The sequence below is a fragment of the Acinetobacter sp. YH12201 genome (assembly GCF_013418145.1).
Lineage (GTDB): Bacteria > Pseudomonadota > Gammaproteobacteria > Pseudomonadales > Moraxellaceae > Acinetobacter.
This window is the reverse complement of sequence record NZ_VPCP01000004.1, coordinates 53,578-70,789: the sequence shown is the minus strand read 5'-3', so window position 1 is coordinate 70,789 and position 17,212 is coordinate 53,578. Positions and strand designations below refer to the sequence as shown.

18 protein-coding genes, 6 tRNA genes, 1 other RNA gene and 1 riboswitch are annotated in these 17,212 nt (G+C 43.8%); of the genes, 16 read left to right on the top strand and 9 right to left on the bottom strand.

The window, feature by feature from the left end; genetic code table 11:
• Positions 1 to 128 precede the first annotated feature (128 nt).
• Positions 129 to 205, bottom strand: a tRNA-Met gene (locus tag FTU91_RS02040).
• A gap of 286 nt (positions 206 to 491) precedes the next feature.
• On the opposite strand from FTU91_RS02040, the gene FTU91_RS02035 reads away from it, so the two are divergent.
• The gene (locus FTU91_RS02035) at positions 492 to 755 is read left to right on the top strand and encodes a hypothetical protein (RefSeq protein ID WP_257221636.1); all 264 of its coding nucleotides are present in this window, start codon (positions 492 to 494) and stop codon (positions 753 to 755) included.
• 98 nt (positions 756 to 853) lie between these two features.
• On the opposite strand, the gene FTU91_RS02030 is transcribed toward FTU91_RS02035, so the two are convergent.
• The 4 genes from FTU91_RS02030 to coaD form a co-directional block, all read right to left on the bottom strand.
• Positions 854 to 930, bottom strand: a tRNA-Met gene (locus FTU91_RS02030).
• A gap of 72 nt (positions 931 to 1,002) precedes the next feature.
• Positions 1,003 to 1,386: RNase P RNA component class A (rnpB, locus tag FTU91_RS02025), an RNA gene on the bottom strand.
• A gap of 26 nt (positions 1,387 to 1,412) precedes the next feature.
• Positions 1,413 to 1,676 (bottom strand): YfhL family 4Fe-4S dicluster ferredoxin, encoded by a 264-nt coding sequence (locus FTU91_RS02020; RefSeq protein ID WP_166170373.1) that lies wholly within the window; start codon positions 1,674 to 1,676, stop codon positions 1,413 to 1,415.
• 1 nt (position 1,677) lies between these two features.
• A complete protein-coding gene (gene coaD / locus FTU91_RS02015; RefSeq protein ID WP_086196830.1) occupies positions 1,678 to 2,169 on the bottom strand; it encodes a pantetheine-phosphate adenylyltransferase in 492 nt (163 codons plus the stop codon).
• Between the two features lie 140 nt (positions 2,170 to 2,309).
• Here coaD and smpB point away from each other — a divergent pair, with 140 nt between their 5' ends.
• Complete coding sequence (smpB, locus tag FTU91_RS02010; RefSeq protein WP_086196831.1) at positions 2,310 to 2,786, top strand: SsrA-binding protein SmpB; 477 nt, start codon at positions 2,310 to 2,312, stop codon at positions 2,784 to 2,786.
• Positions 2,787 to 2,847: 61 nt separating this feature from the next.
• On the opposite strand, the gene FTU91_RS02005 is transcribed toward smpB, so the two are convergent.
• Genes FTU91_RS02005 through rluD form a run of 3 tightly spaced genes read right to left on the bottom strand, consistent with a single transcriptional unit; the run spans position 2,848 to position 5,283 of the window.
• Positions 2,848 to 3,399, bottom strand: coding sequence for a flavodoxin family protein (locus tag FTU91_RS02005; protein WP_180080675.1), 552 nt, complete (start codon positions 3,397 to 3,399; stop codon positions 2,848 to 2,850).
• Between the two features lie 42 nt (positions 3,400 to 3,441).
• Positions 3,442 to 4,182, bottom strand: a complete 741-nt coding sequence (gene pgeF / locus FTU91_RS02000) for a peptidoglycan editing factor PgeF (protein WP_180080673.1) — start codon at positions 4,180 to 4,182, stop codon at positions 3,442 to 3,444.
• 48 nt (positions 4,183 to 4,230) lie between these two features.
• Positions 4,231 to 5,283: a 23S rRNA pseudouridine(1911/1915/1917) synthase RluD gene (gene rluD / locus FTU91_RS01995; RefSeq protein ID WP_180080671.1), complete on the bottom strand. Its 1,053-nt coding sequence runs from the start codon at positions 5,281 to 5,283 to the stop codon at positions 4,231 to 4,233.
• 71 nt (positions 5,284 to 5,354) lie between these two features.
• Here rluD and FTU91_RS01990 point away from each other — a divergent pair, with 71 nt between their 5' ends.
• Positions 5,355 to 6,344, top strand: a complete 990-nt coding sequence (locus FTU91_RS01990; protein ID WP_180080669.1) for an outer membrane protein assembly factor BamD — start codon at positions 5,355 to 5,357, stop codon at positions 6,342 to 6,344.
• A gap of 239 nt (positions 6,345 to 6,583) precedes the next feature.
• Positions 6,584 to 8,491 carry a DNA primase gene (locus FTU91_RS01985; protein ID WP_180080667.1) on the top strand — a complete coding sequence of 636 codons (1,908 nt, stop codon included), beginning with the start codon at positions 6,584 to 6,586 and terminating at the stop codon, positions 8,489 to 8,491.
• 22 nt (positions 8,492 to 8,513) lie between these two features.
• On the opposite strand, the gene hemA is transcribed toward FTU91_RS01985, so the two are convergent.
• Entirely contained in the window at positions 8,514 to 9,803 is a 1,290-nt protein-coding gene (hemA, locus tag FTU91_RS01980; protein ID WP_180042382.1) for a glutamyl-tRNA reductase, read from the bottom strand.
• A gap of 78 nt (positions 9,804 to 9,881) precedes the next feature.
• On the opposite strand from hemA, the gene FTU91_RS01975 reads away from it, so the two are divergent.
• The 12 genes from FTU91_RS01975 to ribB all read left to right on the top strand — a co-directional run bounded on the left by FTU91_RS01975 (position 9,882) and on the right by ribB (position 17,101).
• On the top strand, positions 9,882 to 11,594 hold the full coding sequence (locus tag FTU91_RS01975) for a tetratricopeptide repeat protein (RefSeq protein WP_180042384.1): 1,713 nt from the start codon (positions 9,882 to 9,884) through the stop codon (positions 11,592 to 11,594).
• Positions 11,595 to 11,602: 8 nt separating this feature from the next.
• Complete coding sequence (gene lolB, locus FTU91_RS01970; protein WP_180042387.1) at positions 11,603 to 12,184, top strand: lipoprotein insertase outer membrane protein LolB; 582 nt, start codon at positions 11,603 to 11,605, stop codon at positions 12,182 to 12,184.
• A gap of 24 nt (positions 12,185 to 12,208) precedes the next feature.
• Entirely contained in the window at positions 12,209 to 13,039 is an 831-nt protein-coding gene (gene ispE / locus FTU91_RS01965) for a 4-(cytidine 5'-diphospho)-2-C-methyl-D-erythritol kinase (protein ID WP_180042389.1), read from the top strand.
• A 1-nt stretch (position 13,040) separates the two neighbouring features.
• A tRNA-Gln gene (locus FTU91_RS01960) sits at positions 13,041 to 13,115 on the top strand.
• Between the two features lie 27 nt (positions 13,116 to 13,142).
• Positions 13,143 to 13,217, top strand: a tRNA-Gln gene (locus FTU91_RS01955).
• A 41-nt stretch (positions 13,218 to 13,258) separates the two neighbouring features.
• Positions 13,259 to 13,333, top strand: a tRNA-Gln gene (locus FTU91_RS01950).
• A 91-nt stretch (positions 13,334 to 13,424) separates the two neighbouring features.
• Positions 13,425 to 13,499, top strand: a tRNA-Gln gene (locus FTU91_RS01945).
• 36 nt (positions 13,500 to 13,535) lie between these two features.
• Positions 13,536 to 14,489 (top strand): ribose-phosphate pyrophosphokinase, encoded by a 954-nt coding sequence (locus tag FTU91_RS01940; protein ID WP_086196840.1) that lies wholly within the window; start codon positions 13,536 to 13,538, stop codon positions 14,487 to 14,489.
• A 100-nt stretch (positions 14,490 to 14,589) separates the two neighbouring features.
• On the top strand, positions 14,590 to 14,886 hold the full coding sequence (gene rplY / locus FTU91_RS01935; RefSeq protein WP_086196841.1) for a 50S ribosomal protein L25: 297 nt from the start codon (positions 14,590 to 14,592) through the stop codon (positions 14,884 to 14,886).
• Between the two features lie 19 nt (positions 14,887 to 14,905).
• Entirely contained in the window at positions 14,906 to 15,487 is a 582-nt protein-coding gene (pth, locus tag FTU91_RS01930) for an aminoacyl-tRNA hydrolase (RefSeq protein WP_180042391.1), read from the top strand.
• A gap of 143 nt (positions 15,488 to 15,630) precedes the next feature.
• The gene (panD, locus tag FTU91_RS01925; protein ID WP_086196843.1) at positions 15,631 to 16,011 is read left to right on the top strand and encodes an aspartate 1-decarboxylase; all 381 of its coding nucleotides are present in this window, start codon (positions 15,631 to 15,633) and stop codon (positions 16,009 to 16,011) included.
• Positions 16,012 to 16,186: 175 nt separating this feature from the next.
• Positions 16,187 to 16,347: riboswitch (FMN riboswitch) on the top strand.
• A 94-nt stretch (positions 16,348 to 16,441) separates the two neighbouring features.
• Positions 16,442 to 17,101, top strand: a complete 660-nt coding sequence (gene ribB / locus FTU91_RS01920; protein ID WP_086196844.1) for a 3,4-dihydroxy-2-butanone-4-phosphate synthase — start codon at positions 16,442 to 16,444, stop codon at positions 17,099 to 17,101.
• The last annotated feature ends 111 nt before the right edge of the window (positions 17,102 to 17,212 follow it).

Sequence of the window (17,212 nt, the reverse complement as noted above, 5' to 3'; positions counted from 1 at the left end):
TTCTTATACAGGCTCTGTTGGCATTTTATTAATGGATGGTTAACAGACCTTTTTCTGCTTCTGAGAATCGACCTGACTTTTTTGAACCATAAAAAAAGAGACCATGCTGAGAGCATGGTCTATAAAAATGGTGGCTATGACGGGACTTGAACCTGTGACCCCCGCATTATGAGTGCGGTGCTCTAACCAACTGAGCTACATAGCCATAAACTGTGTGCGCATTATCTAGATTTCAACAACTAGCGTCAAGCCCTTTATTTTACAAGTGTTCAGAGTTTGAGCGTTTTATTTTTTTTCAGTTAATATTTAAACAAAACAGCGATTTATTCCAGCTATTTCCTACTTAAACCTTAAAATTAAAGCACTGAAATATTGAAATAAAATGCATCTCAAATTCATCGCCATCAGCTTAATTCCCCTAATTAGTGGCTCCTCTGCCAGTTAGTTTCACCCATATTCGTCGATTACAATGGAGTCTGTATGGATTGGTGATGGATCAACAATCAACAACTTTTGACCATGTAGCAAAAGCACAGCCCCCAGTACAACGCAGTCAAGCACAGCAAAAGCTCTATCGTATTGAGCAGATTCCGCAAGATCAGAAATTAGCAGTTGCTACGCAAAACCAGATTGCTTTGCTCTATGCACAGTTTCATCTTACTAAAAATAAAATCGATCAATTGCAACAGATCGTGTTTGGAAAAGATAAAAAGCCAAAAATTCTGGAAAATATAAGCAAAAATTTCCTAAAGTAAAACTCGATGCCAGTGCAATTCAATGTAAATAATGATTTTTTAAGATAAATTTTAGACATAAAAAAAGACCACGCTTTTATAAACGTGGTCTATGAAAATGGTGGCTATGACGGGACTTGAACCTGTGACCCCCGCATTATGAGTGCGGTGCTCTAACCAACTGAGCTACATAGCCAAAACTGTGCGCGTATTATCTATTTCAGGGCACTTCATGTCAAGAAATATCACGCAATAATTGTAAAAAAATTGGTGAAGTGAGCCGATAAGCCGGGTTCTGTCGTGAACGATCATTCCTCTAGGCGTACAATCACTCGTACGCTCAAGCGACCTACCCGAATCCAGCACGGGCCGTGCCTGAAGGATTCCTATTTGGTCTTGCTTCTGGTGGGGTTTACCTTGCCGTGAACTGTTACCAGACACGCGGTGCGCTCTTACCGCACCCTTTCACCCTTACCATCTCTCTTGGTCTCCCCGAAGGGAAATTGCAAAGATGGCGGTCTACTCTCTGCTGCACTTGCCGTCGGCTTTCACCGCCCAGGCGTTACCTGGCACCCTGCCCTACGAAGCCCGGACTTTCCTCCCCTGCTTCAATCACGGAGATCTCCACAGCAGCGATCGTCTGGCTCACTTCGGGGCGTATGCTAACAAATTTCAGCACTAATTACTGGTGCTTTTTTGTGCAATCAGCTTTTTATATTTTTCCATCAGGTCATCTTGTGATTCCACATGCTGGGGATCATGCGGAATACAGTCGACCGGACAGAACAATTGGCACTGCGGTTGATCAAAATGCCCAACGCATTCGGTACATAAATCCGGGTGAATTTCATAAATGACTTCACCCATGAATATCGCCTCATTCGGACACACCGGCTCACAAACATCACAATTGATGCATTCATCGGTAATATATAAAGACACTTTACCAACCTTGCTGTTGTTTCCGCTTAAAGGCTTCAACTACAGCTTGCGGTACAAACTGCGCAACATCACCATTTAAGCGTGCTATTTCACGTACTAAAGTAGATGAAATAAAAGAATATTGCTCTGAAGGGGTTAGAAATACCGCCTCAAAACTTGCATCCAGACGGCGGTTCATGTTGGCCAGTTGGAATTCATACTCAAAGTCAGAAACAGCGCGTAATCCACGCAGCACTGCTGTTGCTTTCTGTTCACGGAAAAAATTGACCAACAGACCATCAAAGCCGACAAATTCCACATTAGGCAAATGACTTAGCGATTTTTTTGCTAGTTCCACTCGCTCTTCCAAACTAAAGACTGGATTTTTGTGATGACCAATGGCAATAGCAACCACAACTTCATCAAACATTTTCGCTGCACGTGACACCAAATCGATATGTCCATTAGTAATTGGATCGAAAGTGCCTGGATAAATGACGCGAGATTTAGTCATCCATTTTTACTCTAGTTTTTAGTAGAGCCCTATTTTAACAAAAACTTCTTTTTTTAGTGAACAATCTCCTTACTTTTGAAAAAACTTCACCTCAGAGCGAGTTTGAGGCAAAATAGAGCTAATCTTGGAATATGCGTATTATGTCGAAATCAATCGTAGTTAAAAAAAATACTGGTGGCACTATTGCGCAGAACAAGCGTGCTCGCCATGATTATTTTATTGAAGATAAATTCGAAGCCGGGTTGTCTTTACAAGGCTGGGAAGTCAAGTCCTTGCGTGCCGGGCGGATGACCATTACCGAAAGTTATATTCTGTTCAAGAACAATGAAGCGTTTTTATTTGGTGCACAAATCCAGCCCCTGTTATCTGCTTCAACGCATGTGGTGCCTGAAGCCACCCGCACACGCAAATTGCTGCTTTCACGCCGCGAAATTGAAAAACTTTTGGGTGCAGTGAATCAGAAAGGTTATGCCTGCGTACCTTTGGCCTGCTACTGGAAAGGTCCATTAGCCAAACTGGAAATTGCCCTAGTGAAAGGTAAACAGTTACACGATAAACGTGCGACTGAAAAAGACCGGGACTGGCAGCGTGACAAGGCCCGGATTTTCCACAAATAATTTTTACCTGAATTTAAAAACCTCCAGCTGGAGGTTTTTAAATTTCTGAAAAAATCTAAACTTACTTGAATCTGTTTGCTAACAATGCCAGATATTCACCAAACCAGATAGCCGTATCCAAGTCACCTTGCGGTGGTGTCACCTCTACCGGGGCATTATCCGACTGGGTCATCAATCCCAAAAAGCCCGACATCCGGTTCAGGTCCTGCGAACCACGCCCAGTCGGCATCAGCGGCAAACCTGCCCACAGCATGCCGTGCTGCATGGCAAACAGATTGATCTGCTGCAATACTGCCAGTTTATCACCACTCAATCCACCGCCATTGGTAAAACCCGCTGCAATTTTGCCTTGCCAGGTCCGTGCCAGCCAGCGTTTGGATGACTGCTCCATAAATAGCTTCAAGGCTGAAGTAATACTACCCATATAGGTCGGACAACCGAATATAATGGCATCAGCCTGATCCAAAACATCCCAATCCACATGCTCGATATTCATGCAATGTACCTGAATACCGGTTTGCTTGGCCCCTTGAGCAATGAAAGAAGCGACCTTTGCAGTATGTCCATAGGGGCTGTGATAAACGATAGCAAGAGATTTCGTGGATAAAGGCATATCAATAAAAGCAGTAAGTTTTAATCAACAAGTTTAACAGTTTCAAATCATAAACACGAATGTTGCCATACGACCGGTTTTGGCTGCACGGCGATAGGAAAAATATTCTTCTGCCTGTGTATAGGAACACTGGTCACCGCCCAGCACAACTTCAACCCCATGTTGCTTTAAGATAAATCGTGCAATCGCATATAAGTCAGCATAAAACTTATCTGCTTTTTCACCCGCTTTAAAAGCAGCTTCCAGTTCAGGGTATTTGGAACAGAAAACCTGTTTGACTTCTGCTCCAATTTCAAAACAGGGCTGACTAATCGCAGCGCCCAGCCATGCCCAAGTTGGCTGGGTTTGCATGGCAGCAATAGTATTTTCAACAATACCATGGGCCAAACCTCGCCAGCCGGCATGCAAATTCGCTATCTCCGTTCCATCTGCATTGCCGAGCACGACAGGCAAACAATCCGCAGTCATCATCATTAAGGCATGTGCTTTACGCTGGGTCACCACTCCATCCCCTTCCAGGGCCTGAAAAGGGATTTCTTCATTGATGGTATGACAAATGGTGCTATGGGTTTGCGTCATCCAGGTCACTTTATCGACCCCGAATTCAGCAAACTCCGCCAGTAAAGCCATACGGTGCTGCTGTACACGCTTTGCATCATCCCCCACATGCAAGGCCAGGTTAAATCCTGCCAGTTCAGGTTGAGCTGCAGGCTGAATTTTTTCATGATGCACTCGCGTCTGCCCAACACATACACCTTCCGGAAGCCCTTGAACAAATTGCATGTCTATTTCCTTGTGCTTTTCCTTATGATTCACCAGCCATAAAACCACTTAGTAGGCTTTATTTTCACTGCGCAATACCTCAATCAACTGCGCAAAGTCATCTGCCCATGGTGCCTCAAACATCATTTCTTCACCACTGCGCGGATGAATCAGTCCAAGTTTGGTTGCATGCAAGGCCTGACGTTTAAAGCCGCGTAAAGTATCGGCCAGTAATTCTGAAGCACCTGCCGGTACACGGACACGGCTCATATAGACCGAATCACCGACCAAACCAAAGCCCAGATAACTAAAATGCACCCGAATCTGATGGGTACGGCCGGTTTCCAGACGTGCCTGCACACGAGTGAAATGCTGAAAGCGTTCTTTCACGTTGTAATGGGTCACTGCATCTCGACCACCCGGCAACACAGCCATTTTTACACGATCGACCGGATGGCGCTTAATTGGCTCATCAATCGTACCACCGGCAATAATGTTACCGTACACCACCAGATCATAGAGACGATATACCGATTTCTTCGCCAATTGCTTGCTTAAAGAAAACTGGGCTTCCAGATTTTTCGCTACCACCAGCAAACCGCTGGTGTCTTTATCAATACGGTGTACCAGACCGGCACGAGCCAGTTCGGCAGATTTTGGATAATGATAAAGTAAGGCGTTTACCAGTGTACCGCTTGTATTTCCCGCACCTGGATGAACAACCATACCAACCGGTTTGTTAATGACAATAATATCGTCATCTTCATACACCACATTGAGGGGAATATTTTCCGGCAGGCTTTTGGTTTGAACTTCCAGCTCTACATCCAGCGTGAGCAGCTCATTGCCTTCACATTTATACTTAGGTTTGACAGTGTTACCATTTACCAACAAATGGCCATCTTTCAGCCACTGCTTCAATTTTTCACGAGAAAAATCGCTCCAGACTAGCGCTGCAACCTGATCGATACGTTGCCCTAAATAACTTTCATCCAATTGAAATTGCAACGATAAACGTGTTGCAGTTGAGTCTGAAGTATGGTTATCTGCATCCTCAGAATCTTCAAGTAAATTGAAATCAGTTTCAGGGACATTAGAATTAGAAGATTGTGCTTGACTCATTTGCTCATTCAGACAAAAGTGGTTTAATAGTGCAATTGTAGCTCATTGCCCGTATTAACAGAGGAATTTTTATGTCGTTACCACGTTATAAAATGACAATGCTTGCTTTATCTTTAGGCGTTGCGTCGGCAATAGTGGGCTGTAGCAGTAATCCAAAGAAAGAAGTGGTAGACACAGGACCACAATCTAGCGAACAAGTTTATATTCAAAAAGCTGAAAAAGCCCTTGAACGTGGTCAATATACCGATGCGGCCAAACATCTTGAAGCAATCGATACCTATTATCCAACAGGTGACTATGCCCAACAGGCACAGCTGGAATTGTTATACGTTAAATTTCAACAAAAAGATTATGAAGGCGCAGTTGCCCTGGCTGAGCGTTTTATCCGTTTAAACCCGCAACATCCCAATGTGGACTATGCCTACTATGTTCGTGGTGTCGCGAACATGGAACAAAACTATGATGGCCTATTGCGTTATACCTCATTAAAACAGTCACACCGTGATGTCAGCTATTTAAAAGTGGCTTATCAGAACTTTGTTGATTTCATCCGTCGCTTCCCATCAAGTACTTATGCTGTCGATGCGGCACAGCGTATGAAGTTCATTGGCACGGAGCTGGCTGAAAGTGAAATGAACGCAGCGCGCTTTAATATTAAGCGTAAAGCATGGCTTGCTGCCGTTGAACGTTCACAATGGGTGGTTGAACACTATCCACAAACCCCACAAATTCCTGAAGCTTTAGCCACCATGGCCTATGGTTATGACAAATTGGGCGATCAGCAGACTTCACAGCAGTACATTGAAGTGTTAAAGCTGAATTATCCGCATCTGGTCAAAGCTGATGGTAGCGTGAATATGCGTGCTGCACATGGTGAAGGCAGCTGGTTTAACCGCGCCACTTTAGGTATTTTTGGTCGCGAAGCGCAAAGCTCGACCGAAGCAGAGCAACAGCAAAATGCAGCGCAAAGTGAAAAACGCAGTTTCACCAATCGCATCAGTTTTGGCTTACTGGATCGTCCTAAAACTGAAAGCAGCATTCCCCCTGCACCAGAGCAATAACCTCAAGCAGCGGCAGCAACTGGAACGCGAGCATCAGAATAAGCTTGGCTTATCGGTCGCATTTTCATGAAGGGCAAGTTATCATACTTGCCCTTTTGTCATTTCAATGCATCATATTGATCATTTTGCGCAAAAGGTATACAAATTAACTTTTAACCGATGCCGCAATTTTAATATGCGGAAATTCTGACAGCTTATTTGTCAGCCATTTAGATAAATTACCACCCGATTGCATACCTATGGCTATTCCTCAACACACGATTGATCAAATCCTGGATCGCACCGATATTGTCGATCTGATTGGTCAGCGCGTGAAACTCAAGAAAACCGGTCGCACCTATTCAGGTTGCTGCCCTTTTCATCAGGAAAAATCGCCATCTTTCCATGTCTATCGTGACAAGCAATATTTCCATTGTTTTGGCTGTCAGGCCAACGGCAATGCCATCCGCTTTTTAATGGATATTGACGGTCGTAACTTTATTGATGTGATGAAGGACCTATCGAGCCGTACCGGTATTGAACTACCAAAAGACAATAACGACAGCAATAAAATCAAATATAAACGTGAATCCATAAAACCTGCTGCAGTAACACAGCTGCAAGAACAACCGAAAAACACCACCGATCAAACACCGAACGCAGCGCCTGTAGCACATTTTGATCCTTTTGCAGAATTTCAGGTGCAAGAAACCGAATACTATGATGATCCATTTGCATCTTTTGAACAGATGCCAATGGAAGAAATAGTACAAGACGGCAACCTGTTTGATCTACTGGAAAATATTGCCCAGTATTACCAGCGCCAGTTACCGCAAAGTACCAGTGCCCAGCAATATTTCAAGCAACGTGGCTTAAGTGCAGAAACCATTGACTATTGGCGTTTAGGCTATGCGCCAGAAGACTGGCAACATCTGGAAAAAGCTTTTCCACAGGATATTGAAGGCTTAAAACTACTGGGGCTGATCCGTACCAGTGACAATGGACGCGATTTTGACCTGCTGCGTGACCGGGTGATTTTCCCGATCCGGGATGCTAAAGGTCGCGTGGTCGGTTTTGGTGGTCGTGCCTTGAATGACGAAATCAAACCCAAATACATCAACTCGCCGGACTCGGAAGTGTTCCATAAAAACCAGTTGCTGTATGGTTTATATGAAGGCCGAAAACAGAAAGCCCAGGACTGGCTGATGGTTGAAGGTTATATGGATGTGATTGCTTTGCAGCAATATGGCATTTCTGGTGCTGTGGCGACCTTGGGAACAGCCAGTAATACTGAACACCTGAATATTTTATTCAAACAAAACAACCGTATTACCATTGCTTTTGATGGTGATGCTGCCGGACAAAAAGCCGCCCGCCGTACTCTGGAAATTGCGCTGCCGCTACTCAATGATGGCCGTGAACTCAAGTTTTTTGTGTTACCCAATGATCACGACCCGGATTCACTGATTCGCCGTGAAGGTATTGAAAACTTTCACCGCCTGTTACAGCAAGCGCCGTTACTCTCCGATTTTGTTTTTGCACATCTCACCCAGAATCATGATGTGACCAAGCCGGAAGGCAAAAGCCAGGTCATGGGTGAATTACGCCAACTGACCGAACTATTGCCAAAACAGGGGTCGTACCGTTATTTATTGCAGCAGTTCTTTAGAGAAAAACTGGGCTTTAGCCGCAAATGGCAACCGCAAGTCAACAATGACGCATCCTTAAGCTTTAGCACCAAGATTGATGCTGAAGAATATGTCATTGCGATTTTAATGAATCACCCCTATCTGTATATTCATTTTGAACCGCTACGCGCCTTGATTTCTCAGGATCAATTGCTGTTTAAAATTCTAAATATCTTCAATATTATTTTTGATGATTTGCCTGATGATACCGAGCTGTCGCAGTATTATGTCTTAGGTGCATGTGCGCCTTATCACCATGATCTGCAAAATATTTTGCTACATGCCAATGTCAGTGATTACACCTCATCACCGGAGCAGGCAGATAAACTGGCAGAAGATTTTTCCATCAAACTGCAATATCAATGTTTGCAACAAAAACTCAAATCTAAAAAGTTCACCAGCATTGCCGAAATGCGCAACCTGAAACAGAAAATTTACGAGATTGATAAAAAGCGCTCGCTTACCCTGCTGGAAGACTAAGCGAGCGGCTATAATTTAGTATTTATGATTCATGCTTGGTATTACGCCGTTTAGCAAATACATCTTCTAATTGATCACGCATCGATTCAAAACAAGCCGGATCTTCAGCCTTGGCTGCCTGTCGCAACAAGATTGAAGTTGGATGCAGTAGTTTTTGTGTCAGGCGATACGATAATTCCTGCAAAATCTGCTCAGGATTGTCACCACTAGCCAGACGTGAGATTGCCAAAGCCAGTTCTTCTTGCCTGAGTACTTCACCCTGTTCACGATAAGCTTGAATGGTACTGCCAGCTTTTTTGATTTTTTCCTGGGTCAGCATTTCTGTAACTAACTGATTGACCATTACCTCGGCTTCAACCGCAGCCTGGCGACGTTGGGCAAGATTATCGTCAATCACACTTTGCAGGTCGTCCACTCCATACAAATAAACGCCATCCAGAGATTCTACTTTGGGATCAATATCACGCGGAACGGCCAAATCGACCAACAGCATTTGTTGATAACGACGTTTTTTCAACGCTGTTTTAACATCTTGATATGAAATGACCTGATGCAGACTTCCGGTACAGCTTGAAATGACGTCTGCGCGGTGTAAATTTGCAGCCAACTCAGAGAATTCAATAATTTCCACATCAACGCGATGGGCAATTTCCTGTGCCAGATTTTCTGCACGCGCGTGGGTTCGGTTGCAAATCAGGACTTTCCCCACTCCCATTTCCGCTAAATGCTTCGCCACCAGGCTGTTCATTTCCCCTGCAGCCACCACCATCACAGTCAGTTTTTCAGGTTTACTAAACACCTGAAGTGCAAGTTGGGCAACGGCATAGCCCATCGAAACAGCATGACTCCCCACTGCTGTTTCCGAGCGCACACGTTTGGCTGCATAAAAGGCGTATTCAAAAATTCGGTTTAAATCCGGAGAAACGGTATGTGCATCTTTAGCCAGAGACAATGCAGATTTCACCTGCCCCAAAATTTGCGGTTCACCTAGCATCAGCGAATCCAGACCACTGGCTACCCGCATTAAATGGGTCACTGCCTGCGCATTTTCGTAACGATATACATGATTAAACAATTGTTTAACATCTAAGTCATTTGCTTCGGCGAGCCAATTCATTACCATGTCCGCATTTTCAGACATGGCATAAACTTCGGTGCGGTTACATGTAGAGACCACCACCATATCATTCAAGTCATGGTTTTGGCTTTGCAGGGCAAGCAGGTGCATTAATTTTTCAGGATTAAATGCAATCTGCTCACGCAGCTCTACAGAGGCGGTTTGATGGTTGACACCCAATGCAAAGAAAGACATATCAGATCATCATTTCGCTAAATTTATGCTATTGTGCAGTATTGGTGTCATAAAAAGCATTACTTGGATCAAGAAAAATTGCGTCAAACAAATAGCCGGATAAACGGCGCGACAATTAAGCAATATTCTACCACATTCTTACTTGTGGGTAGCATGGCTTACAGTGCTCATATTAGAGCATCTGGAGAAATTTATCATGCCAATTCAAATTATAATGCCATAAAACAAAGCATGATTGCTGAATTTGCACTGACCTATCAGGACATTCCCACAGCATTACACAACTACACCGTGCTTGCAATTAAAAGCAATTCCACCACGGTTAAACAGCGCGCCTTAAATGTTGCGATTGAACAGAATGATCTAAAAGCAGCCCTGGATATTGCAACCCATTGGGTGGTGCAAGAACCGACCGATGTGCCGGCTTTATTTTATCTTTCACATATTGCCTTAAAAGCCCATGAATATGAACTCGCCGCAGAAACGCTGGACAAAATTTTAAATATTGACCCCAATGCAGACCTGGAAAAAATTCTGGCCGGAATTGCCCCTGAAGACCCTGAAGATCGGGATTTTCTGATTGATGCCTTGCGTAAAAGTAAAGAACGGGATAATCCTTCCGTACTGGTACTGATTGCAGGCTTGGAAGCACAAAACGGGCAACTGGAGCATGCCCTGACCACCATTAGTCGTGCCTTAAAAAAGCGTGCCAATGTGACCGGCTTTATTTTAATGAAGGCCAATTTGCTCAGTGCCTTGGGCGATGATGAAGCAACCCTAAAATGGTACGACAAAGCCAGCCGCAAACATAAAAACAATATCGAAGTTCGCTTAGCGGAAATTAAATATCTGATTAAATTAAATAAGTCAGAAGAAGCTCTCAATAAACTTGAAGCCCTGTTAAAAAAATGGCCGCATGAAGAAGAAGCGCTGTTTATTGCCGGTTTAACCAGTATTGACTTAGAACAATATGAAAAAGCTGAAAAATATTTAGTTGAGCTGCGATATTCCACGCAATATCAAAATGAGGCCTATTATTATCTGGCAGTCAATGCCGAACGAAAGCAGCATTTTGAAACCGCAAAAGCCTATTACCGTCTGGTGGATGGCAGCCTGTACACAGTTTCGCGCCGCAACATGGTTAATATTTTTACTGCCCAGAACCAGCCCACTGATGCCCTGCGCTTCCTGACTCAGGAACGGGTCAATTATCCGCAATATGCCAGTTTCCTGTACCAGGCTCAGGCTGATATTTTAAAACGCATGGACAATAAAAAAGCAGCCATGCGCCTGCTGGATGAAGCCATTAAAAACGTCCCGGATGACCCGGAACTAATTTACTCCGAAGTGTTATTACTTGATGCTTTTCAAGACAAAGATAAACTGGATAAATTATTGAAAAAATTACTGGAAATAGAACCCAATAGCCCGACTTACCTCAATGCCTATGCCTATACGCTTGCCCTGCAAAACCGGCGTTTAGATGAAGCCCGCAAGTATGTTGAACATGCTCTGGAATTTGCTCCGGAACAGGCCTCTATTTTAGATACTTTAGGCTATATCACTTATTTACAAAATGACTTTAAAACTTCAGCTCAAGTATTAGAGCAAGCCTACCAATTAAGTCAAAATGTGAAAATTGGTGTACGTTATGCAAAATCTTTATACATGCAAGGTGAGCTGACAAAATTTAGTAAAGTGTTACAACAATTACAAAAAAATCATCCGAATGATCCGCAATTAGAGCAATTGAAATCGTTACTGTTACCGCAACAAATGAAAAAGAGTTAACTATCTGTATGCACATTTTTTCAAAATTCAGTTTAAGCCTGATTGCAGCAAGCACGCTAATCCTGAGCGGTTGCCAACAATACACCCAGCCTCAAGCACCGAATGTGGCTCAAATTCCAGAAGCTGCGAAGAATTTTAATCTGCAAGGTAAAATTGGGGTAAGAACTCCGGGACAATCTGGCAGTGCCTTTTTTACCTGGGTACAACAGCAGGATGCATTCGACATCGAATTAAGCGGAATTTTGGGCGTGGGTAAAACCCAGATTTCCGGTCAACCGGGTAATGTCACCCTCAATAGTGCAAAAACCGGGTTGATTACAGCGGATACTCCGGAAGAGTTACTGGAGCGTGCCACAGGCTGGCAAGCCCCGATTACTCATTTAGTCGATTGGGTTCAGGCCAAACCGGCAACTATGCTGGCAAAAATCAGTAAAGATGAGCAAAACCGCCCCATCCAGTTCTTGGAAGATGGCTGGATAGTAGATCTCAGTTATAACGAGCAAGCCCAGTTACCGAACAAGCTAGTTTTAAAACATCTGCTTGAATCCGGTCAGGAAAACCGTATTACAATGCTCATTCAAAACCGTTAAGCCTATTCAAAAGTTTAAAATTCTATGATTCGTGTTCCCTCTCCTGCCAAGCTTAATCTTTTTTTGCATATCACCGGCCGTCGTGACGACGGCTACCATGAATTGCAAAGCATTTTTCAGCTCATTGACCTGTATGACTGGCTGGAATTTAGCCAAACAGCAAGTCCTGAAATTAGTATTGATGGACTAAACAGCGTTGATTTGGAACAGAACCTGATTTTCAAGGCAACACAGATTTTAAAGCCGTATGCAACAGCATATTCAGGCTTAAATATCCGCATTGAAAAAAATATTCCTATGGGTGCTGGACTTGGCGGGGGGTCATCCAATGCGGCCACCACCCTCATTGTGGTCAATCAGTTATGGCAATGTGGCTTAAGTATTGAGCAGTTAGCCGAACTGGGACTCAAATTAGGTGCCGATGTTCCAGTTTTTGTCCATGGTCGGAATGCCTGGGCGGAAGGTATTGGTGAACACTTAACATTCATAGACTTAGATCAAAAACAATACATTGTGTTAAAACCTGATTGTTTTATCAGCACTCAATTGCTTTTTTCACAAAAAACGTTGACAAGAGACACGAAGCCTACTAAATTTTGCGCCTATCAGTTAAAGCCATTTAACTTTGGAAATAACTTTGAGCCTTTGGCAAAAAGCCTATATCCTGAGGTAAATGAAGCGATGCAGTATTTAGACCAGTTCGGTGTTGCAAAACTTACAGGTACAGGTGCTTGTGTTTTTACTGAAGTAACCGCTGACATGAATATTGATGAGATTTTAGCTCATTTGCCTTGTAAAGCTTACTTGGTCAATAGTTTAAATGAATCACCATTACGTCATTTCAAGGTTATATGATAGGGGCGTCGCCAAGTGGTAAGGCACCGGGTTTTGATCTCGGCATCCGTTGGTTCGAATCCAGCCGCCCCTGCCATCATATTCATCTGTAGATTACTGTATTAGGGGCGTCGCCAAGTGGTAAGGCACCGGGTTTTGATCTCGGCATCCGTTGGTTCGAATCCAGCCGCCCCTGCCATTTAAACTTATGGTTTAAATCACAATACAGCAATCAAATTTAGGGGCGTCGCCAAGTGGTAAGGCACCGGGTTTTGATCTCGGCATCCGTTGGTTCGAATCCAGCCGCCCCTGCCATTTTCTCAAAAAAGACAGAACAGAATTTGCATGTTCATTTGTTAATTCACCTTGACACAGAACCGCAAAAATATTAAAGTTCTGCCGCATTAGGGGCGTCGCCAAGTGGTAAGGCACCGGGTTTTGATCTCGGCATCCGTTGGTTCGAATCCAGCCGCCCCTGCCATCTATTTTCAAACATTCCAACCGCCAAGGGTGCTTCATGCCCAATCTTGTCGTTTTTAGTGGAACTGCACATCCACAATTCGCCCAAAAAGTCGTAAGCCATCTGCACATCCCTTTAGGTGCAGCATCTGTAGGTCAATTTTCTGACGGTGAAATCGCTGTCGAAATTACTGAAAATGTTCGTGGTAAAGACGTATTCCTAGTACAGCCTACTTGCGCCCCAACGAATGACAACCTGATGGAAGTCCTTGTTATGGCTGATGCTTTGCGTCGTGCAAGTGCAGGTCGTATTACTGCTGTCATCCCTTACTTCGGATATGCTCGTCAAGACCGTCGTCCTCGTTCAAGCCGTGTGCCAATCACCGCAAAAGTTGTCGCAGACATGCTGACAACTGTTGGTATTGACCGCGTAGTAATGATCGACCTTCATGCTGACCAGATTCAAGGTTTCTTCGATATCCCTGTAGACAACATCTACGGTACTCCTGCATTACTTGCTGATCTTCGTCAACAGCAACACCATAACCTAATGGTTGTTTCTCCAGACGTTGGTGGTGTAGTTCGTGCACGTGCTGTAGCGAAACAAATGGGTGATATCGATCTTGCAATCATCGATAAACGTCGTCAAAAAGCCAATGAATCACAAGTGATGCATTTGATTGGTGATGTAAAAGATCGTGACTGCGTCATCGTGGATGACATGGTGGATACAGCAGGTACTTTATGTAAAGCTGCTGATGCACTGAAACAGTTTGGTGCGCGCCGTGTAGTTGCCTATGCAACTCACCCAGTACTTTCTGGTAAAGCAATTGAGAACTTGAAAAACTCTGTAATCGACGAGCTCGTTGTTACGGATACCATTCCTCTTTCTCAAGAAGCTCAAGAACTTGGTAAGATTCGCCAAGTTTCAGTCGCCAGCATGGTTGCTGAAACAATTCGTCGTATTAACAACGAAGAATCTATTAGCGCAATGTTTGATTCTTATCTATAATATAGCGCTAAATTTTCAAAACCCTGCCTTTAGCAGGGTTTTCTATCGCTGAGCTGGTCGAAAACTCAGCTTAATTAAACTTAAATTAGGAATGTCTATCATGGCAAACTTCGTATTAAACGCAGCAGCACGTGAAGAAGCAGTACAAGGGAAAGGTTCGAGCCGCCGCCTTCGTCTTCAAAGCAAAGTACCAGCAATCATCTACGGTGGTGCTGCTGAACCTGTAGCGGTTACTTTAGAACTTCGTGAACTTGTTAAAGCACTTGAAGACAACGCTTTCTTTGAAGAAGTTGTTGAAATCAAAGTTGGTGACAAAGTTGAAAGCGTTAAAATCCAAGCTTTACAACGTCACCCAGCTAAAAACACTCCAATGCACGCTGACTTTAAACGCGCATAAGTGTTAACGGTGTAAATTAGTGTCAAAACTTTCGCTAATTGTTGGTTTGGGCAATCCTGGTAAGGAATATGCCCAAACCCGCCATAATGCAGGCTTCTGGTTCGTTGAACGCCTTGCAGAACAATATGGCATCTCTCTCAAAGCCGATCCTAAATTCCACGGAATCAGTGGTCGAGGTAACATCGAAGGTCAAGACGTTCGTCTGCTGTTACCCACAACCTTTATGAATGCCTCTGGCAAAAGCGTTGTACCCTTCGCCAAATTCTATCAAGTTGCTCCTGAAGCCATGCTCATCGCACATGACGAACTGGATATGAATCCCGGTGTCATTCGCCTGAAAACAGGTGGTGGTCATGGTGGGCATAACGGTTTACGTGATATCGTTCCGCATACAGGTCCCAATTTCCATCGCTTACGTATCGGTATCGGTCACCCAGGTTCCAAAGAACGCGTATCGGGTCATGTCCTGAGCAAAGCTCCAAGCAGCGAACAAGGTTTAATGGATGATGCCATTGCACATGCTTTATCTCGCATTAAATTGCTGGTAAACGGTGACATTCAGACAGCCATGAATCAAATTAACGCGTATAAACCGAACTGATCATTCTACAAATAATTGAATTTTCCTTCTTGCCATGTTGCTTTTTTCGGAGCAAAATGCGCTTTCTGCGGATTACTGATCCAGTAAGAAGTGATTTGATTTAACTAAGATAAAATCTTAGGTCGACTAAGGAGACGCTAGCCATGCTTTCTCGTTTATTAAAAGCTAAAATCCACCGTTGTGTCGTGACACAAGCAGAATTACATTATGAAGGTTCTTGTGCAATTGACGGCGTGTTAATGGATTTAGCCGGTATCCGTGAATATGAAGAAATTCATATGTGGAACGTGACTAATGGTAAGCGTTTTACCACTTATGCCATCCGTGGTGAAGAAAATTCTGGCATTATTTCAGTCAATGGTGGTGCTGCCCTGCAGGCTGATGTGGGCGATTTAATGATTATCGCCACATTTGGCGATTTCACCGAAGCTGAAGCGAATGCCCATAAACCTCGTCTGGTATATGCCAATCCGGACAATACAGTGAACCATACCGCCAACTGTATTCCTGTACAGGTTGCCTAAACTGATCAGTTCAGATCAAAACATTCAAAAAGCTCGCTTCTGCGGGCTTTTTTATACCCTACATATTCATAATTATAAGCTTATTCTAAAGTTATTCTTGGTTTGACTATGGATATGACTGATTCATCTATAGAAATTTGTACCCACTGTTAAAAACAGGACTATACTTATGACACATCGCTTCAGGGCGGGGTGCAATTCCCCACCGGTGGTAAATTAAAACTACATTCTTGTAGGATTTAATCAGCCCACGAGCCTGTAAACTGGTTAAAGTTTACTCGCAGATTTGGTGAAAAACCAAAGCCGACGGTATAGTCCGGATGAAAGAAGACGACGTAACCGATATTGATATGTGATATATCGCTGCGACCCCATTTCTGCATCAGTCCTGAAATGTTCAACCGTATGTTTATTTTACGAGAGCGTTTCAATGTCTAGTTTGATTCAACCCGAAATTTTCTTTTCTGCCCTTCCTCCTGCTAAACAACGCATCCAGAAAGCTTTAGAAGATATCCGCCAAGGCAAACCCGTTTTAGTCATGGATGACTTTGACCGTGAAAATGAAGCCGACCTGATCGTGGCTGCAGAAACCTTAACTGTAGACACTATGGCCCGTATGATTCGCGATGGCTCAGGCATTGTCTGTCTTTGTTTGACTGATGAACTCGCTAACCATCTGGAACTTCCCCCAATGGTGACAGATAACTCCAGCCATTTTAAAACAGCTTTTACCGTGACCATTGAAGCAGCAGAAGGTGTCACTACAGGCGTTTCGGCAAAAGACCGTACCACCACAGTAAAAGCGGCAATTAAAGATGGTGCTGTGGCAAGTGATCTCAACCGACCAGGTCATGTCTTCCCTTTACGCGCGCGCGAAGGTGGGGTACTGACGCGTCGTGGCCATACTGAAGGCACCATTGATCTGGCACGTTTGGCTGGCTTGAAACCCGCTGGTGTATTATGTGAACTGACCAATCCTGACGGTACGATGGCATCTGGTATTCAGGTTCTGTCTTATGCACAGACTCATCATTTAACCGTGATTACCATTGAAGAAATTGTACAGTACCGTTTGCAGCATAATCTTTAAACGAGACAACAAAACTTGCCACAAAAAAATTAAAATCATCAGGCTTCCTGATTAAGCCTGATGATTTTTTAATGCAAAATGATTTCAGTGCACACGAGAATAAGAAATTTT